At 64.1% G+C, this 24,956-nt stretch carries 25 protein-coding genes; 11 read left to right on the plus strand and 14 right to left on the minus strand.

Annotated elements, in window-relative coordinates; translation table 11 throughout:
* Positions 1–6: 6 nt before the first annotated feature.
* Positions 7–951 (minus strand): NAD(P)-dependent oxidoreductase, encoded by a 945-nt coding sequence (locus BMZ43_RS08485; RefSeq protein WP_093252402.1) that lies wholly within the window; start codon positions 949–951, stop codon positions 7–9.
* A 206-nt stretch (positions 952–1,157) separates the two neighbouring features.
* Here BMZ43_RS08485 and BMZ43_RS08490 point away from each other — a divergent pair, with 206 nt between their 5' ends.
* From BMZ43_RS08490 to BMZ43_RS08515, 5 genes are all read left to right on the plus strand, one after another.
* The gene (locus BMZ43_RS08490; protein ID WP_017642283.1) at positions 1,158–2,384 is read left to right on the plus strand and encodes a maltoporin; all 1,227 of its coding nucleotides are present in this window, start codon (positions 1,158–1,160) and stop codon (positions 2,382–2,384) included.
* Positions 2,385–2,481: 97 nt separating this feature from the next.
* Positions 2,482–3,765 carry an ergothioneine biosynthesis protein EgtB gene (gene egtB, locus BMZ43_RS08495; protein ID WP_093252404.1) on the plus strand — a complete coding sequence of 428 codons (1,284 nt, stop codon included), beginning with the start codon at positions 2,482–2,484 and terminating at the stop codon, positions 3,763–3,765.
* A gap of 3 nt (positions 3,766–3,768) precedes the next feature.
* Positions 3,769–4,731, plus strand: coding sequence for an L-histidine N(alpha)-methyltransferase (gene egtD / locus BMZ43_RS08500; RefSeq protein ID WP_017642281.1), 963 nt, complete (start codon positions 3,769–3,771; stop codon positions 4,729–4,731).
* Between the two features lie 114 nt (positions 4,732–4,845).
* Entirely contained in the window at positions 4,846–6,678 is a 1,833-nt protein-coding gene (locus BMZ43_RS08505; protein ID WP_093252406.1) for a putative bifunctional diguanylate cyclase/phosphodiesterase, read from the plus strand.
* A gap of 731 nt (positions 6,679–7,409) precedes the next feature.
* Positions 7,410–7,937 carry a hypothetical protein gene (locus BMZ43_RS08515; RefSeq protein WP_143075239.1) on the plus strand — a complete coding sequence of 176 codons (528 nt, stop codon included), beginning with the start codon at positions 7,410–7,412 and terminating at the stop codon, positions 7,935–7,937.
* 108 nt (positions 7,938–8,045) lie between these two features.
* Here the strand turns inward: BMZ43_RS08515 and BMZ43_RS08520 are convergent, their stop codons facing one another.
* The 7 genes from BMZ43_RS08520 to BMZ43_RS26485 form a co-directional block, all read right to left on the minus strand.
* Positions 8,046–9,083 carry an extracellular solute-binding protein gene (locus tag BMZ43_RS08520; RefSeq protein WP_093252408.1) on the minus strand — a complete coding sequence of 346 codons (1,038 nt, stop codon included), beginning with the start codon at positions 9,081–9,083 and terminating at the stop codon, positions 8,046–8,048.
* 19 nt (positions 9,084–9,102) lie between these two features.
* Positions 9,103–9,759 carry a LysE family translocator gene (locus tag BMZ43_RS08525; RefSeq protein WP_093252410.1) on the minus strand — a complete coding sequence of 219 codons (657 nt, stop codon included), beginning with the start codon at positions 9,757–9,759 and terminating at the stop codon, positions 9,103–9,105.
* A gap of 21 nt (positions 9,760–9,780) precedes the next feature.
* Positions 9,781–10,680, minus strand: a complete 900-nt coding sequence (locus BMZ43_RS08530) for an amino acid--tRNA ligase-related protein (protein WP_371913855.1) — start codon at positions 10,678–10,680, stop codon at positions 9,781–9,783.
* Positions 10,681–10,714: 34 nt separating this feature from the next.
* Complete coding sequence (locus BMZ43_RS08535; protein WP_093252414.1) at positions 10,715–11,101, minus strand: GFA family protein; 387 nt, start codon at positions 11,099–11,101, stop codon at positions 10,715–10,717.
* A gap of 4 nt (positions 11,102–11,105) precedes the next feature.
* Positions 11,106–11,957: a DUF3865 domain-containing protein gene (locus BMZ43_RS08540; RefSeq protein WP_093252426.1), complete on the minus strand. Its 852-nt coding sequence runs from the start codon at positions 11,955–11,957 to the stop codon at positions 11,106–11,108.
* A gap of 21 nt (positions 11,958–11,978) precedes the next feature.
* Positions 11,979–13,229 carry a cupin domain-containing protein gene (locus tag BMZ43_RS08545; RefSeq protein ID WP_143075241.1) on the minus strand — a complete coding sequence of 417 codons (1,251 nt, stop codon included), beginning with the start codon at positions 13,227–13,229 and terminating at the stop codon, positions 11,979–11,981.
* A 95-nt stretch (positions 13,230–13,324) separates the two neighbouring features.
* Complete coding sequence (locus BMZ43_RS26485; RefSeq protein ID WP_177344787.1) at positions 13,325–13,483, minus strand: hypothetical protein; 159 nt, start codon at positions 13,481–13,483, stop codon at positions 13,325–13,327.
* Between the two features lie 432 nt (positions 13,484–13,915).
* On the opposite strand from BMZ43_RS26485, the gene BMZ43_RS27245 reads away from it, so the two are divergent.
* From BMZ43_RS27245 to BMZ43_RS27255, 3 genes are read left to right on the plus strand one after another with little or no spacing between them, the layout of a single operon-like run.
* The gene (locus BMZ43_RS27245) at positions 13,916–14,335 is read left to right on the plus strand and encodes an MFS transporter (protein ID WP_371913856.1); all 420 of its coding nucleotides are present in this window, start codon (positions 13,916–13,918) and stop codon (positions 14,333–14,335) included.
* Positions 14,336–14,338: 3 nt separating this feature from the next.
* Positions 14,339–14,737 carry an MFS transporter gene (locus tag BMZ43_RS27250; protein WP_371913857.1) on the plus strand — a complete coding sequence of 133 codons (399 nt, stop codon included), beginning with the start codon at positions 14,339–14,341 and terminating at the stop codon, positions 14,735–14,737.
* On the plus strand, positions 14,725–15,411 hold the full coding sequence (locus BMZ43_RS27255; RefSeq protein ID WP_371913858.1) for an MFS transporter: 687 nt from the start codon (positions 14,725–14,727) through the stop codon (positions 15,409–15,411). Before BMZ43_RS27250 ends, BMZ43_RS27255 begins: the two co-directional genes overlap by 13 nt.
* Before the next feature lie 362 nt (positions 15,412–15,773).
* Here BMZ43_RS27255 and BMZ43_RS08560 read toward each other — a convergent pair whose 3' ends face one another.
* Entirely contained in the window at positions 15,774–17,093 is a 1,320-nt protein-coding gene (locus tag BMZ43_RS08560; RefSeq protein ID WP_093252435.1) for a DEAD/DEAH box helicase, read from the minus strand.
* Positions 17,094–17,143: 50 nt separating this feature from the next.
* A complete protein-coding gene (prmB, locus tag BMZ43_RS08565; RefSeq protein ID WP_064308961.1) occupies positions 17,144–18,058 on the minus strand; it encodes a 50S ribosomal protein L3 N(5)-glutamine methyltransferase in 915 nt (304 codons plus the stop codon).
* Between the two features lie 111 nt (positions 18,059–18,169).
* Here prmB and BMZ43_RS08570 point away from each other — a divergent pair, with 111 nt between their 5' ends.
* Together BMZ43_RS08570 and BMZ43_RS08575 are read left to right on the plus strand one after the other, a co-directional pair.
* Entirely contained in the window at positions 18,170–19,936 is a 1,767-nt protein-coding gene (locus BMZ43_RS08570; RefSeq protein WP_017642267.1) for a thiamine pyrophosphate-requiring protein, read from the plus strand.
* Between the two features lie 75 nt (positions 19,937–20,011).
* On the plus strand, positions 20,012–20,329 hold the full coding sequence (locus tag BMZ43_RS08575) for a hypothetical protein (protein ID WP_256562897.1): 318 nt from the start codon (positions 20,012–20,014) through the stop codon (positions 20,327–20,329).
* Here the strand turns inward: BMZ43_RS08575 and BMZ43_RS08580 are convergent, their stop codons facing one another.
* The 3 genes from BMZ43_RS08580 to BMZ43_RS08590 are packed head-to-tail and all read right to left on the minus strand — an operon-like array spanning position 20,330 to position 23,039.
* Entirely contained in the window at positions 20,330–21,199 is an 870-nt protein-coding gene (locus tag BMZ43_RS08580) for a rhomboid family intramembrane serine protease (RefSeq protein WP_064308958.1), read from the minus strand.
* The gene (locus BMZ43_RS08585) at positions 21,196–22,155 is read right to left on the minus strand and encodes a metallophosphoesterase (RefSeq protein ID WP_064308957.1); all 960 of its coding nucleotides are present in this window, start codon (positions 22,153–22,155) and stop codon (positions 21,196–21,198) included. The genes BMZ43_RS08580 and BMZ43_RS08585 overlap by 4 nt, the downstream gene beginning before the upstream one ends.
* On the minus strand, positions 22,155–23,039 hold the full coding sequence (locus BMZ43_RS08590) for an NAD(+) kinase (RefSeq protein WP_007158929.1): 885 nt from the start codon (positions 23,037–23,039) through the stop codon (positions 22,155–22,157). Before BMZ43_RS08590 ends, BMZ43_RS08585 begins: the two co-directional genes overlap by 1 nt.
* Before the next feature lie 40 nt (positions 23,040–23,079).
* Here BMZ43_RS08590 and BMZ43_RS08595 point away from each other — a divergent pair, with 40 nt between their 5' ends.
* A complete protein-coding gene (locus BMZ43_RS08595) occupies positions 23,080–24,060 on the plus strand; it encodes a DUF1853 family protein (RefSeq protein ID WP_082900466.1) in 981 nt (326 codons plus the stop codon).
* Here BMZ43_RS08595 and BMZ43_RS08600 read toward each other — a convergent pair.
* Positions 24,033–24,956, minus strand: coding sequence for a 1-aminocyclopropane-1-carboxylate deaminase/D-cysteine desulfhydrase (locus tag BMZ43_RS08600; protein ID WP_064308956.1), 924 nt, complete (start codon positions 24,954–24,956; stop codon positions 24,033–24,035). The genes BMZ43_RS08595 and BMZ43_RS08600 overlap by 28 nt on opposite strands.

Genomic DNA, 24,956 nt, shown 5'->3' on the forward strand with positions numbered 1-24,956 from the left:
GGCGGCTCAGGCGATGCGATTGCGCAATTCGCCTCCCTGCACCATCGCTTCGAGGTTAGCCAGCATCACCTGTTGCTGGGCCTGTTGGGCCGAAGCCGCATTGGCCGCGACATGGGGGCTGAGCACCAGGTTGGGCTGCTGGCGCAGGCGTTCGGGCACCTCGGGTTCGCGGGCGAAGACATCCAGCGCCGCACCGGCGATGACCTGCTGCTCCAGGGCCGCCGCCAGGGCCTCTTCGTCGACCACGCTGCCACGGGAGATGTTGACCAGATGGCCCTCCTCTCCAAGTGCGGCCAGGACCTCGGCATCCACCGCGCCCACGGTTTCGGCGCTGGCGCGTACCGCTACCACCAGCACATCGCTCCAGCGCGCCAGCTCCAATAGGCTGCCGTGGTAGAGGTAGTCCAGTTCCGCACGGGGCGAGCGATTGAAGTAGCCGATCTCCATGTCGAAAGCCTCGCCACGCCGGGCGATGCGCCGACCGATCTCGCCCAGGCCATAGATGCCCAGTCGGCGCCCGGCCAGGCCCGGCACCTGGGGCATGCGCTCGACGGCGTTGCCCTGCCAGCGGCCGCTGCGAACGAAGGCATCGCCCTGCAACAGGCAACGCGCGCTGGCCAGGATCAGGCCAAAGGTGAATTCCGCCACGGCGGTGGCATTGGCATCGCCGGCGGTGGTCACCGCGATGCCGCGCTCGCGACAGGCGGCCAGCACCACGCCTTCGTAGCCGGTGCCGTAGCAGGCCACCAGGCGCAGCGCCGGCAGAGCGTCCAGCAGGGCGGCACGGGTCGGCAGGCCACCAATGGTCAGCAGCGCAACCGCCTCCTCGGCACCGACGGGCAGCGCCGTAGGATCGTTCGGCGAAAAGGGCCCGAGTACCCGGTAATGAGCTTCTAGCTGGGTTACCAGACCCTGGGGCAATTGCGGGGCCATCAGCAGCGTCGGTTTCATCTTGTAATACTTTCCTTGGCCAAAAAACCCAGCGTCGCCAGCGGAGGGCATGGTCGTCAACCATTCTCTTTAGGCCGCCGCTTGCGCCCCCCTTCACCGTGGCGGTGGAACCGACCCAAGCCCTTGAATGGCTTGGGTTTTCACGCAACTTGTGGACCTGATGCCAGGTCCGATCGGCGTCCGCCAACCACACAGGGATTTTTGGGATGAGTAGAGTTCTCCGCCAGGTCGGTACCGCGTCCTGCCTTGCCTTGCTGGCCGGTCTGCCGCAGAGCGCCGCGGCACTGGAATTCAGTGGCTACGGCCGGGTAGGTGTCGGCGGCTCTGCGGAAGGTGGCAAGCAGAGCTGCTTCCAACTGCCCGGCGCACCGGCCAAGTACCGCCTGGGTAACGAATGCGAGACCTACTGGGAACTCGAATTGCACCAGACGCTGTACAAGGGCGTCGACGGCACCGAACTCAAGGTGCACGGCATGGCCAGCCTCTACAACGTCTACGACCAGACGCCGACCTTCAGCGGCGACAATGGCAACGTGCGCCTGCCGCAGATCTGGACCAGCCTCAGCTTGCCGGCACTCAATGGTGGCGGTCTCTGGGCCGGCCGCCGCTACTACAAGCGTCACGACATCCATATCAACGACTTCTACTACTGGAATCCGAGCGGTACCGGCTTCGGCGTGGAGGACTATGGCCTGGGCGACAGCGGTATGCGGCTGAGCTATGCCTTCAGTCGCGAGGACAACATCGACCAGCCGGACAAGGCCAACCGCCATGACCTCAACCTCGGCGGCATCAAGACCAATCCCGGCGGCGAGATCGAACTGGGGCTGTCCTATATCCAGCGCGCCGGCCAGGTGCAGAACGCCCACAGCGGCTGGTCGGCTACCGCCGAGCACAAGCAGGCGCAGTTCTTCGGCGGGGTCAATGTCTTCACCGTGCAGTACGGTCGCGGCCCGGGCACCGGACTAGGCGCCACCGGCAGCCTGACCGCCGACCAGGATTACGAAAGCCTGCGCGTGCTCGAATCGCCGCGCTGGCAGCTCACCCCGCGCTTCGGCGGCCAGTTGCTGGCGCTCTACCAACGCGACCGGGCGCCGGGCGATGGTGGCCAGACCTGGTATTCCTTCGGGGTGCGGCCCAGTTACGCCTTCACCCGGCTGTTCAAGCTGCAGGTGGAATTCGGCCACGACCAGATCCACCCCGACAGCGGGGCTACCCGCAAGCTGAACAAGGTCACCGTGGCGCCGACGCTGGCGCTGGGCGGCATGGGGCTGATGGACCGCCCGGAGATCCGCCTCTACTGGACCTACGCCAGCTGGAACCACGGCGCCCAGGACGCTGCGGTGGCCGGCACGGCGCTGTCCGACAGCGGCGCCTTCGGCGATGCCCGCCACGGCAACAACTTCGGCGTGCAGCTGGAAACCTGGTGGTAGAGAGCGGCAAGCGAGACCGCCCGTCCTGAGGGGGCGAACTAAACCCCTGGCGCCCGGTCGGTTTCCTGACAACCAAAGGCCGACCAGGGAGAACGCCATGAATCCTCTCGCCCGCGCGCTGCCCGCAGCGAGTGACACCGCCACCACCCTGCTCGACCGCTACCAGCGCGTGCGCCGGGCCAGCGAGGCGCTCTGCGCCCCGCTCACCGTCGAGGATTACGTGATCCAGAGCATGGCCGACGTCAGTCCGCCGAAATGGCACTTGGCCCACGTCACCTGGTTCTTCGAGGCGTTCATCCTCAAACCCTTCCTCAAGGGTTACCAGACGCCCAATCCGGGCTACGACTACCTGTTCAACTCCTATTACGAGACCCACGGCAAGCCCTTTCCGCGGGCGGCCCGCGGGCACCTATCACGGCCTGGCGTGGACGACGTCTATCGTTTCCGGGCGGCGGTGGACGCGGCCATGGCCGAGCTGCTCAGCGCCCCGCCGGCCGAGCACGCCGCCGAGATCGCCCGACGCCTGGAGCTGGGCCTGCACCACGAGCAGCAGCACCAGGAATTGCTGCTCATGGACATCAAGCACATCCTGGCGCAGAACCCGTTGCATCCGGTCTATCGCGCCGACCTGGTCAAGGGCGCCGCAGCGCCGATAGCGCCCCTGGGCTGGGAAAGCCATCCAGGCGGCGTCCGGCATGTCGGCCATGGTGGCGAAGGCTTCGCCTTCGATTGCGAGACGCCGGTCCACCGGCAATTCGTCGACGACTTCCAGCTGGCCGATCGCCTGGTCACCAATGGCGAATACCTGGCCTTCATCGAAGACAATGGCTATGGCCGCAGTGATCTCTGGCTGTCCGACGGCGCTGCGGCCGTCCGCAGCCTCGGCTGGCAGGCGCCGCTGTACTGGCAGAAGCTCGATGGCGTCTGGCATCACTTCACCCTGGGCGGCTTGACCCCAGTGGATCCGGCGGCACCGGTCTGCCACCTGAGCTTTTACGAGGCCGACGCCTACGCCAGTTGGGCCGGCGCCCGGCTGCCCACCGAGGCGGAATGGGAAACCGTGGCGGCGCGCCAGCCGATCCAGGGCAACTTCGTCGAGCAGGATCACCTGCAACCGGTCGCCGGCGAAGGTCAGGGCATGCGCCAGCTGTTCGGCGATGTCTGGGAGTGGACCGGCAGCGCCTTCCGTCCCTACCCCGGTTTCAAGCCGCTGCCGGGCAGTCTGGGCGAGTACAACGGCAAGTTCATGTCTGGGCAGATGGTCCTGCGCGGTGGCTGTTGCGCCACGCCCCAGGACCATGTGCGCGCCACCTATCGCAACTTCTTCTATCCCACCATGCGCTGGCAGTTCTCCGGTCTGCGCCTGGCCAGAGAGGTCTGACCCATGGCTCTAGCGGTGCGCTTCTTCGATCAGCAACCGGTGACCGTCGCCGACAGCTCGCTGCGGGACGACGTGCTCCAGGGCTTTGCCCAGACCCCCAAGGCGCTGTCGCCCAAGTACTTCTACGATCAGCGCGGCTCCGAGTTGTTCGAGGCCATCACCCGCCAGCCCGAGTACTACCCCACCTGCACCGAAGAAGCCATCCTCGCCAAGGCTGCAGCCGAGATCGCCCGCCTGGCCGGCCGTGATGCCGCCCTGGTCGAACTGGGCAGCGGCGCCAGTCGCAAGGTACGCCTGCTGCTGGAAGCCATGCACCCGGCCGGCTACCTGGGCATCGACATCTCCCGGGAATTCCTGCTCAGCAGCACCCAGCGCCTGGCGGCCGACTATCCCTGGCTGGACGTCAGCGCCGCCTGCGCCGACTTCAGCCGACCCATGACCCTGCCCGACAGTCTCGACGGCCTGCGGCCCATCGCCTTTTTTCCGGGTTCGAGCATCGGCAATTTCACACCCGAGGAGGCCAGCGTCTTCCTGCGCAATCTGCACCGGATGCTGCCAGCGACCGGTGGCCTGCTGATCGGGGTCGACCTGATCAAGGATCGGGCGCGGCTGGATGCAGCCTACAACGATGCCGCCGGGGTGACCGCCGCCTTCAATCTCAACCTGCTCGAACGCATCCGCCGCGAGCTGGATACCGATCTGGATCCGCAGCGCTTCCGGCACCTGGCCTTCTTCAACGAAGAACAGGCGCGCATCGAGATGCACCTGGTCAGCACCCGCGACCAGACCGTACGTCTCGAAGGCCGCCGCTTCGCCTTCCATGAAGGCGAACGCCTGCATACCGAGAATTCCTACAAGTACAGCCTGGAGAGTTTTCGCGTGCTGGCCGAAGACGCCGGTTTCAGACAGGTACGGGTGTGGACCGACCCCCAGGCGCTGTTTGCAGTCTTCTACTTCGCGGCCTGAGCCTTTCGACAGATAAATGACGACTGGCAGAGTGTGAGGCGGGTGGTGAGGGAACTCTCGACCCGATCACGCTCTAAGTAGCAATCTGCTACTACAGCGCATCGAGACGTTGCTATGGAGCCTGCTCCACTCACTGCGGCCAATGAACGCCAGCGTCTTGCACTGCTGCGCGATCTCGCCTTGATCGACCGTCCTTCCGACCGTGCCTTTCAGGACCTCACCGCCCTCTGCGCACGGCTGTTCGATGTCCCTTACGCCATGATCTGCTTTCTTGACGGCCAGCAGGTCCATTGCCGGGCCACGGTGGGCTGTGAGCCCTTCACCGTGCCGCGTTCGCAGTCGTTCTGCCAGCATCTGCAGGAGACCGCTCTGCCGCTGCAGGTGGAAGACGCTCGCCACGACGTGCGCTTCGCTGGCCTGAGGGTAGTAAAGGGCGAGCCCAATATCCGCTACTATCTGGGCGCACCGCTGCGTACGGCCGAGGGGCTGATGCTCGGCAGTCTGTGCCTGTTCGATTCGGCGCCGCGGGCCGCCCTGTCGCAAGACCGACTGCTGGGGCTGCAGCAGCTGGCGGCCCTCGCCAGCCAGCACATCGAACTGCTGCGTACCGAGGCGTTCTGGGATCCGGTCACCCAATTGCCCAATGGCCAGCGTTTCATCGAAGACGCCGAAGGCCTGATCCGCGCCGGCACCCCGGTGGTGGCCGTGGCGGCCGACCTGTTCGCCCAGAGCTATCTCAACGACTTCATCAAGGCCATGGGCCAGGCCCATTTCGATGGCCTGCAACGCGCCATCAAGCAACACCTGCGCCGCCTGCTACCGGCTGAACAACCGCTGTATCGCCTGGGGCCGGCACGCTTCGGCTTTCTCTTGCACGATACCGACGAAGCCGCGCAACAGGCGCTGCTCGAACACCTGCAGCAGGAGTTGACCGGGGTGCTCGACTACAATGGCATTCCCATCCAGACCCGCCTGGGCCTGGGGGTGATGTCCCTGACCGACGATCATCCCACCGACTGGCTGCGCGCCCTGATCGCCACCGCCGACGATGCCCGCGCCGAGATGCGGGGCTGCCGGCATTTCGATCCGCAGCACGACGCCGCCTACCGCCGCGCCTTCGCCCTGCTCAGCGCCCTGCCCCAGGCGCTGCGCGCCGACGACCAACTTAGCCTGGTCTACCAGCCGCGTATCGACTTGGCCACCGGTCGCTGTCACAGCGTCGAGGCGCTGCTGCGCTGGCAGCATCCGCACCTGGGCCCGATCGGTCCGGCGGAATTCATTCCACTGGCGGAAAAGACCGCGCTGATCACCGCCCTGAGTCGTTGGGTGATGCAGCAAGCCATCGGCCAGGCCTATGCCTGGCAACGCGAAGGACGAGGGCTGGGGGTGGCGATCAACATTTCGGCCCATGATCTGAACGATCCGGACTTCACCGAGCACACCACCGACCTGCTGCAGCGCTATCCGGTCAATCCCCGGCGCCTGGAACTGGAGGTCACCGAGAATGCCCTGCTGGGCGATGTGGCCCTGATCCATCGGCAGCTGGCGGCGCTACGCGAGCTGGGCATCGGCATCGCCATCGACGACTTCGGCACCGGCTACAACAACCTCTCGCACCTGCGCGAATTGCCGGCCGACACCATCAAGATCGACCGCAGCTTCGTCCGCGAGCTGACCCATCGCACCAAGGATCGGCTGATCGTCAGCTCGCTGATCGAACTGTCCCATCAGCTGGGCTTTCGCATCACCGCCGAGGGCATCGAGACCGCCGAGGCTTTGGCCAGCCTGCTGGCGATGGGCTGTGACGAAGGCCAGGGCTTCTGGATCGGCAAGCCCATGGCGGAACCGGAATTGCAGGCCTGGCTGCTGGTGCAGCAACCCGATCTGCAGCGCCCGGCGCGCCGGGCCCCGGTATTCCAGCTGTTCGATGGCGCGGCCAAGAGCTAACCCTCAGAACCATCCATTTCAAGCTTTTCCATCCTTGATGATCTTAACTGCCCCTATCACGGGATGTTCGTGGAACTTAGGAACGCAACCTCATCTGGAAAGAAGTCGTTGAGAGATTCGAATAGCAAGCCCTTGGTGCGGTGATGGCGCACCAGGCGTTGGACCGAGCCTTGCCTGTTAGTACACGGTCTTCATGGGCGGCAGAACCTGCCGGGGCTGGCAACTGCGGTAGCTCGACGGCAGCCGGCAGTTACCTTCAGGCCAGCGAGAAACGGCTGGCGCCGTTATGCGGCTTTCGTGGTGCGGCACTGCCGGGGCACGCGCTAGTGATCTACGACGCGGACAGTGCGCTGGTATGCGACATCGTGGCGTGCGAAGACGCCTATGAGAGCAAGCGCCCCGGCCCTGCTCCTTGCGAAGGCCCAGGACAAGCAGGTGTGGATCGGCGACCGGCACTTCAGCACCCAGGCCATCGTTTAAGGACTGACCGAACGAGGGGCAGGCTGCATCGTGCGCGAGCGTGCGCGAGCGTGCGCGCCGCCCCAAGCCGCGACCCACTGCCCCATGGAACGAGCAGATCGACACTTAGACCGGGCACATGCGCGAGCAGTTCATCGAACAGGCCGAGCTCCCTAAAGGCGCCCTGCGGCACTGGCGCCGCATCGAGATCACGCTGCACACGCCCACCGAGTCCGGCGATAAGACCTTCGTGCTATGGAGCAACATGCCCCATGAGATCGAAGCGGCCACCCTCCGCGGCACTGTACCGCAAGCGACGGCGCATCGAAGGCCTGTTCGGGCGCCTAGAGTCGGTGCTTAACAGCGATATGAAGATGCTGGGCCATCCACGTGCCGCCTTGAAGGGCTTCACTGTGGCAGTGTTGGCCTACAACGTGCTAGCCCTACTCAAACAGCTCATCAAGCATGCGCGTCGCCACAGTCATCCGGAGCTGGACGTGTCCACCTACCACATAGCCGTGGACATCGCCGCCGACTACGGGCCAATGCTGCGCCTGCTAGCGCCGCAGAATCAATCGCGCGCAGACGACGCCCCCGGCCAACTCGTCGAGCACTTGCTGCTGGACAAGCGAACCCCAAGCAGTCGGCCACGTCCAAACGAAAACCCAAGGCCGCAGGGCAAAAGCTACGTCGACAGCTCCGTTGCTCGCGCTCATGCGTCCACCGCTCGCGTACTCGAGCAAGGCGCGGCTAAAAAGACCTTGAAGGGGATGCCTTTTAAAGCCCTATTGCTGCAATGAAATGACAAGCGTTACTTCATGAAAAACCTTGACCAAGTCGGCTTCGAGCGAATGCGAGCTGGCGCCACACAAAGCTCACTGCACAGTGTCTGCTGGCCAGTGCTAGTGCTAGTGCTGCAGTTCATCCCATACCTTGGCATAAAGCTCCTGCACCTCTGGTGGGCAAGCCACTGTGTACTCGGCACTGTCCAGCACTGCTTTAGGAATATTCAGTTCCGGCGCGCTTCTAAGTTCCTCTGAAAGGAACATGTCGGCACCTTCAATTCCGGTGTCATAGCCGTGGAAACTCGAATTCAGCGCAGCGTTGCGCGGGGATAGTATGAAGTTCATGAACAGCCTGGCATTTTCCACGTTCCGAGCCTCGGCCAGCAGAACCAGACTGTCGCTGAACACTTGAGTGCCTTCACGCGGTAGTCCGAAGTGAACATGTGGGTTGGCCAGGCGCTGGCGCAAGGCGGCTCCATTCCAGTCGATGCTTGCCTGGAAGTGCCCACTGGCCATCATTTCCACGCTGCCATAGTCCATAGCCTTCCACGTCGGGCGTGCCTTGAGTAAGGTTGTCCGTACTTTGGACATCAACGCCGGCTCTGCATCGCACATGCGCCCGCCGTGCATGCGTACCGCGGCGTAGATCACCTCGTTTGGGTCGGCACCGATGTTGATGGTGCCCTTCAGCGCTTCGGGTGGATCCAGCACCACCGACCAGGTATTGATGTCGCCTTCATAACGGTCGGCGTGCACTGTCACCCCTACTACGCCCCATGCCCAAGGGACTGAATACATGCGTTCTGGATCGAAGGGCGGATTGGTCCACGCCTTCTGTACATATCGGTAGTTGGCCAGGTCGATGGCGCCACTTGGACGTAGCAGCTTCGCTTCGCGCCAGGCAGGCAGAAAGTTGCTGGCGACCACGGCAAGATCGGCCTGAACTCTGCCATCTCTAATCTCGGATAAAGCCGCTTCGCTGGTGCGGTACTCGATCAGCCGGACCTTGATGTCATAGGCCTGCTCGAAGCTAGCCAGCAGTTCGGGGCTGGTGTAACTCTCCCAGTTGTACAGGGTTAGGGTACCAGCGGAGCTGACCGCCGTGCTCAACAAAAAGCCGCTCAGACCGACCAGGAGGCTGGCCACCGGTTTCCAGCTCATCAGATGTCTCCTTGCCGAGTTAGGCCAGCGGTAGTAGGACACGTCCCATCGCAACCTGCTTGGAGTGAGTGTCTTGCCCTTCCAGCGCCGAATAGGCAATTGATGCTGAGAACAGCATCAGCAGGACTGAGGCGCAGCGCAGGAATCTGCCGGTATACCTTGACCAGGCTCGGCGCAGGGTTAGGAGGTGGCCCAGGCAGGTCCACAGACTGCCGATTGGAATCAGCACCAGCAGGAAAACACCCATGAACCAGACGAACTGCGGCAGTGACTGGAATGCTGTCAATGGAAATGCGCTGCTGGCGAACAGAAACGCTTTGGGGTTGAGCAAGGTTGCAAGAAACACCTCCAGCCCGCCAGCGCACTGCTGATTGGAGACCAGGCGAGATACGCTACTGCGCCATAGGCGGGTAGCCAGCCATAGCAGGTAGCCCGCGCACAGCCATTTCATGGCAATGAGAAGCCAGGGCCGGTCTGCTCCGTAGGCCAGCAGCAAGCAGCCCCAGGCCAGGATCGATAGGGCGTAGCCTGCCGCCTCTGCACCTACCAGCGGCAAGGCCCGCCACAAGCCGAGTTGCACCCCAGCGGAGAACAACAAGGTATTAGTAGGCCCAGGCACTACGAGGATCAGTGAGGCAAGCAGCGCCAAGGGCAGCACGTGATCGAGTGTCGGCATGTGAAGTCCTCGCAGAGGGGCTCAGGGCGCGGTGAAGGGCAGTGATGTGCGCAACGGTTCGACACTGTCCAGGCCCAGTGCCATGCGGCACAGGCGCTCAATGCCGATGCCGAAGCCCGCGCTGCGTGGTGGAACGCTGCCGTCACGCATCAAGTCGCACATGATCGCGTCCTCAGGACCGAAACTGGCGAGATGGCGAGCTTGGGCCTCGAAGCGTTCCGGATCGTCTTCGTCGGTGTAGCCGTGGAGCACTTCCACGCAATCGATGAGGATCTCGAAACGCTCAACGATGGCACCCTGGCCGTCCCGACGCCGGGCGCGCACTTCCGGCAACAGCGGGAAGTCGGTTACCACCATGCAGCGTCCCCGCGATAGCGGCTCGATCTGCTCGGTGATGTAGCGATCAATCAACCACAGGGGCGAGATGTCCGGCTTGTTATACATTTGGCGAAACTTGCGCACCAGGGCCTCACTAGCGCCGGGGTCGCTGAACAGGTCTATGCCTAGGTCTTCGAACAGGTGGCCGGCGAACGACAAGGTCTCGATCTGGCCTTTGTAGAAGGTGCGGACCAGTCGACAGGCTAGTTCGAGCATTTCGCCCAGGCTGGCCTCCTGACGATAGAGATCGAGCATGGTGAATTCGGGTAGGTGGGTGCTATCGAGCTCGTCTGGCCTGAAACAGGCTGCCAGTTCGTAGATCGCCGGTGCGTGCTGCAGGTTGCAACGCAGAGCGAAGACCGAGGACTCGCGCAGCCACCGGCCGTCGCTCAGTTGCAGGCGAGGACGATCTGCATCGCCGGGGTAGCGGCGTAGAATCGGCGTCATGATCTCCAGGTAGCCTTCGCTGTCGAGCAACCTGCGAATACGCTGCAGCATCCGAGCCTTGTAGATCACGGGATGTATGTCGGGGGCCCTGCACACTCCTTGGCGAGTATCTTGACCGGTCGCGGTCGACTCAGGGTTGCGGGTTGATCTTCCACCAGCGAGGCCGGGACGAAGTGAATGAATGGGACGTCGGGCGCAGTGCCTTGTCGCCCTTAGCGTCGAAACAGCCCAGCAGCAGGCCGACAGTGGGCGCGTCGTCAATGGCGCCGAGACTGCTGCCGCAGGTAGGGCAGAACGCACGGCTGGATTGCTTCGAAGAGCGGTACAGCGCCGGCATGCCACCTTCCCCGGTCCATTCGACGTCGGCCTTGTCAAACTCCACCCAGCACAGGGTGAGACTACCCGAGTGGCGTTGGCACATGCTGCACGAGCAGGTATGCGGAAATCGCGGTTCGCCCTTGGCGCTGAACCGAATGCGGCCGCACAGGCAACCACCGGTATGAACAGTGACTTTCATGGGACTAGTCCTTGCCGTCACGCGCGGCGTCGATCAGCGTACTCAGTTCTACCCATTGATCGACGAACGGGGTGAGCATCTGCAGGAAACCGTCGATGACTTGCGGCTGCAGGAAGCCGAACAACTGGGCCTGGCGAATGAAACGAGCAATGCCATCCTGGTGCCCTTGCTCGACCGCCACTTTGCCAGTGGCAGCCTCGTGTTCCTCGTCCAGATGCATGCGGTAATAGTCGTGCAACCTGGGCAGATCGGCACCCTGGCCACGCCCCAGTACCACGCCGAGGCGGTCGGTGATCGCTTGCAGCAGACGGGTTTCGGCGATCGCCACTGCTTCGGTGGCGTAGTACATGCCGAGGATGGTGGAAGGGCAATGGGACCAGGCCAGTACATCGATCATTGACACTAGGCTGCGGGTGGACGCGGCCCTGGGCATCCAACCATTGACTCTGAAGCCGAGGTCGGCAATCAGCGCGCCGCTGAAGACCACGTAGTGAGCGGGTAGCTTGCCGCGCTCACCCCCTTCCTCGAGATAGTTGCGCGTCAGTTCCTGTGCCAGCTCGGGACAGAAGCCGCGCACGGTATCGGCCGCACGCAGCAACAGGGTCGAATTGTAACGGGCGAACACTGACAGCTCGCCAATGTACAGACGCGCCTGTTCGGCGGTCAGGGCGGCAGGATCGACGCGTTGCCAGATCTGTTGGTAAAGAGCCTCGATCAATGGATCGAGGTGTTCGATGATCAGCCGCTCACCGGAAATGACCGCCCGGCCTTCGCTGATTGCCTGTTCGAAGATCTGGCGCGTATGCGTTGCCTGAGCCAGTGCCTCGTCGACGAGACTGGGGAAACTTCTGTACATGTTCGACGCTCCTTCACCAGTTCAAACCAGTTCGAGACTACCGGTACGCGAGAGCGCCCGGCAGGCTTCACGCTGTTGCTCAGTTTCCACCGGCACAGAGTCATAGCTGTTCAGTTGCTCCAGCCAGGCGACCTGTCTGGCGTGCGGGTCATCAATGACCACACTGCGTGCTCCGGCAAACACACGCCGTTGAGCAGCAGAGCAGCCTAGAGCTGCCTGGTGGCTGACGTGCAAGGGTTCACGCAGGCGGATGCGCTGGCCTATCTGGATGGGCAACGGCTCCTGCAACGGGCCTTCCTCGCAGACTTTGGCCGAGATGCGCCGTGGCAGCTCCCAGCCGCCGTTGCTGATCAGTCGGTGCCAGTGGTAACCGAGGTACTCGTGTAGCGCACCGTCGCTCCAGCGCCGCAAGTTGTCGTCCAGCAACTGCCCGAGCGGCACCAGCAGCGGATTGCGATTACCGAAAGGAAGCAGGTCGGAGATACCTTCCTGGTCGAATGCCAGACTCTGCTCACTGAGCTCCGGGATCACCCGACGTGAAAGAAAGCGCGTCAGTGGATAGGTGTAGAATGGCAGGGCCACCGATACTGAATACTCGTCCTGGCGTCCGATGTGATAAACCGACGCCGGCAGGTACAGCACGTCCCCAGGCTTGAGCAAGAACAGTTTGCCGGTCTTGAGTAAGGCGTCGTATGCGCTGGCACCAGCGAAGGTGGGCGCCCGGCCGCCGGCTAGGGCAATGTATTCATCGCGAGTCCAGCAGTAAAATTCCTTCACGCCGGGGCCCAGATGGCAAAGAAACGCGTGCTCGAAGCCTTCGTGTATACCGAATGCAGTGCCCGCATAATTGCCGAAAAACGCTGCTTGCTCCACGCCACCCACGGGCATGCCGCGAAACGCGAAAAATGAGCGAATGAAGCGACCAAAGTCTGCTGCCAGGCGAGGGCTGATCTGTTCGAGATTGTTGATTACCAGACTGAACCGCGTCCTTGCAGTAAGGCGCTGCATAAATGCGACCAGCGTTTCGCCATTGAGGCGTAGTTGACGGTAGGCCTGCTCAATGAGGTCATCCCGACGCTGTTCACCATCATAAATATGAATACGGCTATCGGTAGTTTTCCTATCAGATTGCTCGGCCAGATCATAAAATGCTTGTTCAACTACTTCAGGGCCGGAAAAACCTTTATGTATCGGCAGAATGGATTCGAATAAGTAGGGTGCTCGCCCCCCCTGCGGTCTTTTGATCAAAATCGTCCCATAATTTTGCTTCAAACATATCGAGAAGTTCCTTCGCTAATCGAAAGCAACGCTACTCGCTGTTGAAATGACCGGCCGCTGCAACTCGCAGCGGCCGGCGCTTACCGCACTCAGGCGTCAGGTCGCACGCCTGCCTTCATCGCGTCGGGCCGTACACCCGCCTTCATGGCGTCCGGGCGAACCCTGGCCTTGAGGGCATCCGGTCGCACGCCCGTCTTCAGGGCATCAGGGCGCTCACCTGCTTTCAGCATGTCCATTTCGAAGTTCATGTTGCATTTTCCTTCTAAAATGATTGGCAAAAATATTTGCCCGCACGCACAGCCACACAATCATTATGAATCGCTGCAATGATCTGAGAAAAGTTGTGTGTCCGCCCGTGCAGACGATGGGTTGAAACACGCCTGGAAGCCTTTTCTTCGGCGCAAGAAAATAATTACCTTTCCGCAGAGGCTTTTCCAAATCGGAAAATGTTTCGAGTTGTATGAATTGGCCCAATAGCTTGATGGAAATTAAAAAAATCGTGTAAAACGAGGGAGCCAAATGTGATTGGCTAACGTGACATGTGACATCTGAAGAGCAATCCAGATGACCGTTTTTTTACTGTGTGCGTTACGGTGTTGGAATCTTTTTCGTAAGGTACAGAGTGGCATTGTCATAGGTACGTAACGCTGCCGGTTTAGGGCTTCGAAAGGAAAGGAGCTATGCATGCAGCCAATCCCCGTCACTGGCTTGCCCTTGTCGCGATCATGCTCGCTTTCCTACCCGTGGTTCTGGACATGACCATACTTACTGTAGCCATGCCCACCCTGACCCTGGCGCTGGGGGCTTCTGCCGCCGAAGTCCTGTGGATAATGGACATCTATCCATTGCTGATGGCAGGCCTGCTGGTGCCCATGGGAACGCTAGCCGATCGACTAGGCAACCGTCGTCTGCTCCTGATCGGCCTGGTAGTGTTCGGAGTTGCATCGCTGTTGGCAGCCCTGGCTTCGACCACTACCTGGCTCATCGCTGCCCGCGTGCTTCTGGCTTTTGGTGGCGCGATGATCATGCCATGCGTGCTGGGCATCATTCGCCGCACGTTCGAAGATGAGCAAGAGCGTGCTACGGCGCTGGGTTTGTGAAGTATGGTCGCTGCCGCTGGTGCAGCACTTGGGCCGCTGATTGGTGGCGCGCTGCTGGAGTACTTCTGGTGGGGAGCGGTCTTTCTGGTCAATGTCCCGATCATGCTGGTAGTTGCGCCCCTGGTGTTGCTGCTACTTGACCGAGACCAGCAGACCACTCCTTCCGATTGGGCACCTGGCCAGGCATTGCTCTTGATCGCAGGAATGCTGGCGTTGATTTACGGGGTAAAGGCGGCATTCGGCGCTACTCAACCTCTGGCCCTGGCTGTGCCGATCGCGCTGCTAGGAGTCGCTCTGCTGAGTATCTTCGTGCGGCTGCAATTGCATTCGACCACGCCCATGCTGGAGCGTCGCTGTTCAACCAGCCTGCAATCGTGGCCGGGATTGCCATGGCGATGGTGACGTGCGGCACGCTAACCGGCGTGGAGCTTACGCTTGCACAGGAACTTCAGTACATGCTGGGAAAAACGCCGCTGCAGGCCGCCACCTTCATGATTCCGATCATGGCTGCTGCGGCCTTGGGTGGGCCATTGGCCGGCTATCTTATCAGACTCGGCAGCCTGCGCTGGGTGGCCAGTGCTTCCTTGTGGCTGTGCGCGATGACCATGGCCTTAATGGCCTCGGCTGACCTACACCAACCGGGTTTCTTGGTACCTGCAATACTGGCCTTGCTGGGCCTCACACTTAGTATAGGGCTGACAACTGCCTCTATTGCAATCCTGGGTTCGGTAGAAGCCAGCAAAGGTGCAGCAGCGGGATCATTGGAAGCTACTGCCTATGAGCTGGGGACAGCGCTGGGAATCACTTTTTTCGGTATGTTTATGTCCGTAGTGTTCGCCCATATGCTTGAGCTGCCGGTGGACCTTGCTCAGCCTTTGGCTGACCGTGCGATGCGATCAATCGGCGACAGCTGTATCGTAGCCCAGGGTCTGATAGCGCCTCAGAGTGGGGCATTGATTAAGGCTGCCAGCGAGGCCTTTTCGACAACGCATAGCGTGTTGCTGATGACCTGCTCGGCCATGATGGGAAGCCTCGGGGTATTCGTCTTCCTCATGCTAAAAGGGTGCAGGCATTAGGGTTTGTTGAGAATCAAATCCAAACGATCACAAGGTTAGGGAGCAGTAAGCGGATGAGCATGGGCCGCAGGCAGAAGCCGAAGCAATCCACTATCAGCGTCGGCCCAAGCGGCATGACTCGCCTCCGGAGTTCCCAAGGCAGTTCATGCTTCTTAGAGCCTGTGCAAAGCATAGCGAGTTAGAGCCAAAGCAGGCCTAGACGGCCTTACGAAAGTAGCTGAAAAAGCGGATCAGACCCGCGCTCGGGTTTACGTGGTAAAGAAGCATTGCGACGGGGCCGCCTAGGCGGGGCTGGCGACCCAGGCTGTTTTCAACACCGTTTGGCCGACGCGCAGCAGACTTTGAACCGGCTCAGCGCGGGATCACTCCTGGGTGCGCTTGCGCGGCGGCGCGAAGCCGTCGGCCGAGGTCGGCACCAGGGCGCCGGGGCGGCGCTCGGACTTGGCTTTGGCCTTGCTCTTGGCCTTGCCGTCTTTCTTGCCCTCGGTCTTTTTCTTCTTCACGCCCGCCGCCTTGCCCGAGGCCTTGAGCTTTTTCGGACCGCTGTAGCTGGCCTTGAGACCCAGCAGGTGACGGCGTTCGAATCTCAGCTTGAGATAGCGCTCGATGCTGGACATCAGATTCCAGTCGCCATGGGTGACGAAGGAGATCGCCAGGCCGGCCTCGCCAGCGCGCCCGGTGCGGCCGATGCGGTGGACGTACTCGTCGCCACTGCGCGGCAGGTCGTAGTTGATCACCAGGTCCAGGCCGTCCACGTCCAGGCCGCGGGCGGCCACGTCGGTGGCGATCAGCACCTTGACCGCGCCGCTCTGCAGCCGCTCCACGGCCAGCTTGCGGTCCTTGGTGTCCTTGTCGCCGTGCAGCACGAAGACCTTGAGGCCCTCGGCCACCAGGCGGCCGGTCAGGCGATCGGCCTGCACCTTGGTGTTGGTGAAGACGATGGCCTTGCGATAGGTCTCGTTGGCCAGCAGCCACTGCAGCAGGCGCTCCTTGTGCGGCGGCTCGTCGGCCAGGATCACCTGCTGCACCACGGCTTCGTTGAGCTCGCCGGTACGGTCCAGCATGAGGTTCTGCGGCTCGCGCAGGACCTGCTCGACCACCTGACGCAGGCTGTTGCCACCGCTGGTGGCGGAGAACAGCAGGGTCTGACGACCCTCGCGCTCGCAGCTGGCGGTGATCTGCAACACGTCCTCGGAGAAGCCCATGTCGAGCATGCGGTCGGCTTCGTCGAGCACCAGCATCTCGATGTCCTTGAGATCCACGTTGCCGGCGTTGCGCTGCTCCAGCAGCCGCCCCGGGGTGGCCACCAGGATCTCCGGATTCTTGCGCAGGCCGGCGGCCTGGACGCGGAAGTCCTCGCCGCCGATCACCAGGCCGGCCTTGAGAAAGGTGAACTGGCCGAAGCGTTCGATTTCCTTGGCGGTCTGCTGGGCCAACTCGCGGGTCGGCAGCAGGATCAGGGCGCGAGCGCCGGAGCGGGGCTTGGGATCCTTGAGCAGGCGATCCAGCAGCGGCAGCAGGAAGGCCGCGGTCTTGCCGCTGCCGGTCCGGGCGGTGACCCGCAGGTCATGGCCTTCCAGGGCCGGGCCCACGGCAGCGGCCTGGACCGGGGTGGGCGTCTTGAAGCCCAGGGTATCGAGGGCCTTGAGCAGGCGCTCGTGCAGAGCGAGTTCGGTAAACACGGGTAGACCTCGGTAAAGAAAGGGCGGCCGCCGCGGGCGACCGCGGATGATCAGGGGACCAGACGGCTGCGGAACAGCGCCTGGTGCTCGCGGCACTGGGCGGCGGCGAGCAGGAAGACGCCATGGCCGCCACGCTCGAATTCGAGCCAGGTGAAATCGACTTCCGGATAGAGCGCCTCGACGTGGACCTGGCTGTTGCCCACCTCCACGATGAGGATGCCCTGCTCGGTGAGGTGATCGGCGGCCTCGGCCAGCATACGCCGCACCAGATCCAGGCCGTCCTCGCCACAGGCCAGGCCCAGCGCCGGTTCGTGCTGGTATTCGGCCGGCATGTCGGCGAAGTCCTCGGCATCCACATAGGGCGGATTACTGACGATCAGGTCGAAGCGCTGCCCCGGCAGACCGGCGAAGCCATCGCCCTGCACGGTATAGACGCGATCTTCCAGGCCGTGGCGCTCGATGTTCTGCCAGGCCACTTCGAGGGCGTCGTAGGACAGATCGCCCAGCGCCACCTCGGCCTCGGGAAAGGCATAGGCGCAGGCGATGCCGATGCAGCCCGAGCCGGTGCAGAGATCGAGGATGCGCGCCGGCGCGGCCGGCAGCCAGGGGGCGAACTGACCGTCGATCAGCTCACCGATGGGCGAGCGCGGCACCAGCACCCGCTCGTCGACGCTGAACGGCAAACCGCAGAACCAGGCCTCGCCGAGCAGATAGGCGGTGGGCACGCGCTCCTGGATGCGCTTGTGCAAGAGCACCCCGAGTGCGTAGCGCTCGTCGTCTTCCAGGGCGCAGTCCAGGTAGCGGTCGGCGGTGTCCCAGGGCAGGTGCACGGCGCCCAGCACTAGGGCACGGGCCTCGTCCCAGGCGTTGTCATGGCCATGGCCGAAGAACAGCTCTTCGGCATGGAAGCGGCTGACGGCCCAGCGGATGTGGTCGCGCAAGGTGCGCAGGCGGGATTCGCTCATGAAAGGCTCCGGATGATCAGCCGCGCATTCTAACCCGCGCCCGGTCCGGCTGCAGGAACTTAACGTCCGGGCCCTTCTTCCTAAGCCTAGACCTTCAACGAGGAGAACATCATGAGCAAGACCGTAGCCGACCATCTCTGGGAGCGACTCGGCCAGTGGAACGTCGAGCGCATCTTTGGTTATCCCGGCGATGGCATCAACGGCATCATGGGCGCCCTGGGTCGGGTGGCCGACCAGTTCGACTACGTGCGGGTACGCCATGAGGAGATGGCCGCCTTCATGGCCTGCGCCCATGCCAAGTTCACCGGCGAGGTCGGCGTCTGCCTGGCCACCTCCGGGCCCGGCGCCATCCACCTGCTCAACGGGCTGTACGACGCCAAGATGGACCATATGCCGGTGGTCGCCTTGGTGGGCCAGCAGGCGGCCTCCTCGCTTGGCAGCGACTACCAGCAGGAAGTCGACCTGCACACCCTGTTCAAGGACGTCTCCGCCTACGTGGAGACGGTGGTGCATCCGGCGCAGCTGCGCCATGTCATCGATCGCGCCTTTCGCGTGGCCATCGCCGAACGCCAGGTGGCCACGGTGATCATTCCCAACGACATCCAGCAACTGCCGGCGGTGGAAAGCCCGCCGCACCAACACGCCAATGTCCTCTCCGGTGCCGGCGCCATTCCGCCGCGCCCCTATGCCCAGGAAGACGACCTGCAGGCCGCCGCCGACATCCTCAATGCCGGCAAGAAGGTCGCCCTGCTGGTGGGCGCCGGTGCCCTGCAGGCGCGTAGCGAGGTCATGGCGGTGGCGGAAAAGCTCAGCGCCGGGGTGGCCAAGGCGCTGCTAGGCAAGGGCGTGGTCTCCGACGAGCTGCCCTATGTCACCGGTTCCATCGGCCTGCTCGGCACCGAAGCCAGCGATCTGCTGATGAAGGAATGCGACACCCTGCTGATCGTCGGCTCGACCTTTCCCTACACCGAATTCCTGCCCCAGGAGGGCCAGGCGCGGGCGGTACAGATCGACCTGCACGCGCGCAACATCAGCATGAGGTATCCCATCGAGCAGCCGCTGCTGGGCGATGCCGCCGAGACCCTGAGGCGCCTGCTGCCGCTGCTGGAGAGCAAACCCCATGACAGGTGGCGGGCGCGCATCGAAAAGAGCGTGGCCGACTCCTGGCACTCCATCGAGCAGCGCGCCCTGGCGCCCGCCGAGCCGATCAATCCGCAGCGGGTGTTCCATGAACTCTCCAGCCAGCTGCCGCAGGATGCCATCCTCTGCGGCGACAGCGGCTCCCACACCAACTGGTATGCCCGTGACATCCGCATGAGCGGCCAGATGCTGGGTTCGCTGTCGGGCAAGCTGGCCACCATGGGCTGTGGCATTCCCTATGCCATCGCCGCCAAGTTCGCCCATCCGGATCGCCCGGTGATCGCCCTGGTGGGTGACGGCGCCATGCAGATGAACGGCAACGCCGAGCTGGTCACCCTCCAGCAGTACTGGAAGAGATTCAGCAACCCGACCTTCATCGTCATGGTGCTCAACAACGGCGATCTCAACCAGGTGACCTGGGAGCAGCGCGCCCTGGCCGGCGATCCCAAGTTCGCCCCGGCCCAGGACGTGCTCGACTTTCCCTATGCCCGCTATGGCGAGTTGCTGGGCTTCAAGGGCCTGCGCATCCATCGCCCGGACGAGGTGGCCGATGCCTGGCAGCAGGCCTTCGAGGCGGATCGCCCGGTGGTGCTGGAATTCGTCACCGACCCCAGCGTGCCGCCTTTGCCGCCCCATATCAGCTTCGAGCAGGCCAGGGCGTTCCTCGGCGCCATCGCCAGCGGTGACCCGAACCGCTGGGACATGCTCAAACAGGGAGCCCGCCAGCTGCTGCGCTAGCCCGCGCGTCTCAGGCTCGCCAATAGCCGCCGAGGCGTATAACCTCGGCGGCCTGACCAAGCCTAGGGTATGAGCATGCAGTTGCCCGAGCACGACCGTTTCGATCCGCCGCCGCTGCGCTTGCGGCGACCCTTCCTGACCACCCTGACCGCCGGCCTAGGGGTCTTTTCCGTCCTGATTGGCCTGGCCGCACTGCTGGTCGGCGCCGCCGCCTGGTTGCAGCTGCCACAACTGGCGCCTTATCTGACGACGGCACGCGAGACTGCCCAGGGCTTCCTGGCTGGCGGTGCCCTGCTGTTGCTGTGCGGGCTTTGGCTGCGCCGCCGCAGCCAGCGGCGCTGGCGCTATCGCAATGCCCTGAGTCTGGCGCCCGAGCTCAAGCGGCGGCGCTGATCAAGACCGCCGCAGCCGCGCCAGGCCACCACCCAGCAGACCGGTGAGGCAGCCCAGTACCAGGCCGCCGACATGGGCGCCATTGGCGATGGAGCCGAAGCCGAGCAGATCGAAGACGCCGGTCAGGCAGATCACCAGCCAGATCAGCATCATGGCCACCACGCCACGGGGCATGCGATAGGCCGGATTGGGCGCCAGCCACTGGAACAGCCAGCAATGGCCGAGCAGGCCATAGAGCACCCCGGACAGGCCGCCGAACAGCGCCGGTCCGGTCCAGGCGTACTGCACCAGGTTGGAGCCGGCAGCGAAGGCCAGGGTCAGGAGCAGCAGCATCACACCGCCCTGGCGGAATTCGACGCGGCGACCCAGCTCCCAGTACCAGAGGGCGTTCATCGCCAGGTGCAGCAAGCCGAAGTGCAAGAAGATCGGGGTGACCAGCCGCCACCATTCGCCACGGGACAGGCTGACATCGAGATCGAGAAAGGCGATGTGCTCGGCGTCGATCAGGCGGAATTCCTGCAGCGTCAGGTAGTGGATCAACGCCAGGTTGTCGCCCAGTTCGGTGGCCAGGCCCAGCAGCAGGGTGACGGCGAGAAAGACGGCGCTGACCGGACTGGTCTTGAGTTGCGCCAGCAGGCCGAACCCCCGCGGGCTACGGGTAGCCTGGACCTCGCCGCGCGGATCGCCGTCGGGATAGCGTTCATAGAGGCTGCGGGTCTCCTCGACCCGCGCCGGGTCCAGCACCCAGAGCACCTGGCTGTCGCCCTCTTCCACCACCCGATGGCGGATCTGCAGGCGCCGCAGCAGGCGGGTGAAGGCCAGCAGGTCGCGGCCCAGGGGCACGCGCAGCACGGGTTGCGGCTGGTTCATCGGCCCTCCTCGCGCTGGACATCGATCCAGACGAACTTGGCCGGGTCGATCTGGCGTTCGTCGTCGAGGCGGTAGGCCACCAGCTTGCCGTACTTGACCGCGCTGTAGTCCAGACAGGCCAGGTTGGGTCGCAGGGGTTCGGGATGGCCGTCGCGCCAGTAGTGGCCGACGAACAGCAGCGGCTCGCTTTCGCCATAGCAGAGCAACCCGGCCTTCTCCTCATCGCTCAGGCGTTCGCAGGCGATTTCCGCCGGCAGGGCATCGGGTTGGAAGACCACGTCGCCATAGGTCTGGGGATCGCGCTCCCAGAACTTGGTGCGAAAGCGCGCCCGCACATAGCCATCGCTGCCGGTGAGGCGCAGGCCATGGGGCAAGGGTAGCGACACGCCATTGAGCAGGCGCGAGGCGACCCGGCTGGCCAGGCTGCCACCGACGATGGACTGGCGGACGAAGTCTTCGTCGATGCAGGCATCTGGATAATGGTGGAGGAATTCGTCGATCAGCCGCTGATCCCAGCAGGCGTGCACGATGCGGAAGTGGCCGAAATCCTTGCACAGCGGCAAGGTGTACAGCCAGCGCAGGTGATCCTGCCACTCCTGGTGATGATCGGCGAAGGCCGCCAGGGTCTCCTGGATCAGCTGACGGTGGCGCGGCGTATGCTCACGCACCCAGGTCTGGCCGGTACCGGGTAGCGCCGGGGTGTGCCAGGCCAGGGCGTTGAGTTCGTGATTGCCGAGGATGCAGTAGGCGTGGCCGCCCTCGACCATGGCGCGCACCCGGCGCAGGGAACCGCGGATACGCGGCCCGCGGTCGACCAGGTCACCGAGGAAGATCGCCTGGCGCTCGGGGTGCTGCCAGACGCCGTCCACCTGTCGATAGTCGAGGCGCTCCAGCAGCAGGTCCAGGGTATGGGCGCAGCCGTGGAGGTCGCCGATCAGATCGTAGCCCAGGGGCATCAGTCGTCTCCCAGGCGACTGCCCCAGCCGAGCTTGGTCCGGCAGATCTCGTAGTAGTTGTGATCCAGCGGATGGATCAGCCTGAGCTTGTGGGGCTTCTTCTGAATGGTCACGGTATCGCCGGGTGCGCAGGTGAAATGATTCTGGCCATCACATGAGACCTGCGGATAGATCGTCATGTTCGGCGATACCAGGATCGACAGGGTGCTGTCGCCGGACACCACGATGGGTCGGCTGGACAGGGTATGGGGATACATGGGCACCACCACGATGGCATCCAGCTTGGGATGCATGATGGGGCCGCCGGCCGACAGCGAGTAGGCGGTGGAGCCGGTGGGCGTGGCGACGATCAGGCCGTCGGCGCGCTGGCTGCAGACGAACTGGCCGTCGATGTACAGCTCGAACTCGATCATCCGGGTGGACTTGCCGGGGTGCAGCACCACGTCGTTGAGGGCATCGCCCTGGCCGATCATCTCGCCGCCGCGCTCGACGAAGGCATCGAGCAGAAAGCGCGTCTCCATCAGGTACTGGCCGTCGAGCACCTCGGCGACCTTGGTTTCCAGCTCGTCGGGACGGATGTCGGTGAGAAAGCCCAGCTTGCCGCGATTGATGCCCAACACCGGCACCCGTGGCCGCACCAGAGCGCGGGCGGCGCCGAGCAGGCTGCCGTCGCCGCCGACCACGATCACCAGGTCGCAGATCTCGCCCATGAGCTTGCGCGACACCGTCTGCAGGCCGTGCCCGGGCAGCACCTCGGCAATGGTGTTTTCCAGGATGACGTTGCGCCCGCGTTGCAGCAGGAAGGTCTTGAGCCGGCGGATGGTGTCCAGCACCTGGGTGCTGCCGAGTCGACCGATGATGCCGATGTTACGAAAGGAGTCCATGACGCGCCGGCGGCCCCGTTGGCTGGAAAGTGCGGAAAGTATGGGCGAAAGCCCGTGGCAGCGGCAAACCGCCCTCATCCGACCACGGGTCGCCGCCGGTGATCCGCAGCGGCCCGGCTTGGCCTATGCTGGCACCATGACGCCCTTCGCCGAGCTGCACGCCCTGCCCCGCCGCCTGAGCCAGCCCCAGGTGCGCGACCTTGCCTGGACCCTGGTCGCCCCGCCGCTGCTGACTGCCGCCGATACCCGCCACCCCCTGGCCGCCAGCGACTGGGCGAGCCACCCCGCAAGACTGGCCGACTGGCTGCGGCAACAGGACGCGGCACCCGCTGAATTGGCCGCGTGGCTTGCCCAGGGCAGCGACCGCCGCCTGGGGCGCCAGTACGAAAGACTCTGGCAATTCGCCCTGGAACGGGCACCGGGGCTGCGCCTGCGGGCGGCCAACCTGCCCCTGCGCGAGGGCGAGCGCACCCTGGGTGAGCTGGACCTGCTGGTGGAGGACGCCGAAGGCGTCCATCACCTGGAACTGGCGGTGAAGTTCTACCTGGGCGAAGGACCAGCGCAGGCACCACGCTGGCTGGGTCCCGGCGGCGAGGATCAGCTGGCGCGCAAGCTCGCCCATCTGCGCCAGCGCCAGCTGCCGCTGTCGGCCACGCCCCTGGCCCGGGCCAATCTAGCCGCGCTGAACATCGCTCCGCCGCAGGCGGCGCTGTGGCTGGGCGGCTATCTGTTCCAGCCCCTCGACCGCCCCCTGCCCTGGCCGACCGGTGCCTTGCCGCCCAGGCAACCCCAGCTGTGGTGCGAGCGCGGGCAGCTACCGGACGGCCCCTGGGAGGTGCTGCCCAAGGGCCACTGGCTGGCACCCGCGGTCGCCGACACGCCCTGCCTGCCCTTGCCGGACGGCGAGCCGATCTGGCCGCAATTGTTGGTGCGTCGCGACGCCCAAGGCGACGAGGACGCCCGACTGTTTCTGGTGCCGTGCGGTTGGCCGATTCAGCCCGCGGCCAACGCCGTCAGCTGAGCCTCCAGGGCGCGGCGGCCCTGCAGGCCGCCGCTGTGGATCAGCACCAGGCGACTACCCGGTAGCAGCGCGCCGCCTTCGATCTCCTGGCGCAAGGCCAGCCAGAGCTTGCCGGTATAGAGCGGCTCCAGGGCGATCCCGGTCTGCGCCTCGAAGTCCGCCATGGCCCGGGCTAGCTCGGCATCGATGCGCCCGAAGCCACCGCGGCTGGCGTCCAGCAAGCGCCAATTCGGGTTGGTGTGCTGCGCGAGCAGCCGGTCCAGGTTGGCTTCGACGCCATGCCCGGGCGGCACCGCCAGCCCACCCACCACCTGCCAGGCGGGATCGGCGGCGCGGATCACGCCGGCCAGAGTGGTGCCAGTGCCGGCGGCCAGCCAGAGTTGCTGGCAATCGGGCCAGCCCAGGGCGGCGAGCCCCTGGCGCAGCTCGGTAACGATCGCCATGCAGGCCGCGGCGGCCGACTCGTCGCAGCCGCCTTCGGGAACCGACAGCAGCCCGGGATAACGGGCCTGCCAGGGTTGCCAGAAGTCGGCGTCATGGCGGCGGCGATAGCCGCCATAGCCCAGCCAGTGCAGGGTCATGCCATTGGCTTGCAGATCCTCGACGGTGGGCGTCAGGCAGGGCTCGCCACGCAGGAGGCCGACGGTGGCGAAGCCTTCCTCCCGGCCCAGGGCGGCCAGCGCGTGCAGATGATTGGAGTGGGCGCCGCCAAGGCTGATGAGCCCACGGCCCGCGCTCCGGGCCAGGCGTTCGCGCCAGGGCTGCAGCTTGTAGCCCTTGTTGCCGTTATGGGCGGCGGGACGCTGATCCAGGCGTAGCACCGCCAGGCGCAGGCCGCGTGCGGCCAGAGCGGCGAGCCGCACCTCCTGGAGTGCGGCGGGGGTGGGAAACGTCAT

The sequence above is a fragment of the Pseudomonas sp. Snoq117.2 genome, assembly GCF_900110545.1.
GTDB lineage: Bacteria > Pseudomonadota > Gammaproteobacteria > Pseudomonadales > Pseudomonadaceae > Chryseomonas > Chryseomonas benzopyrenica.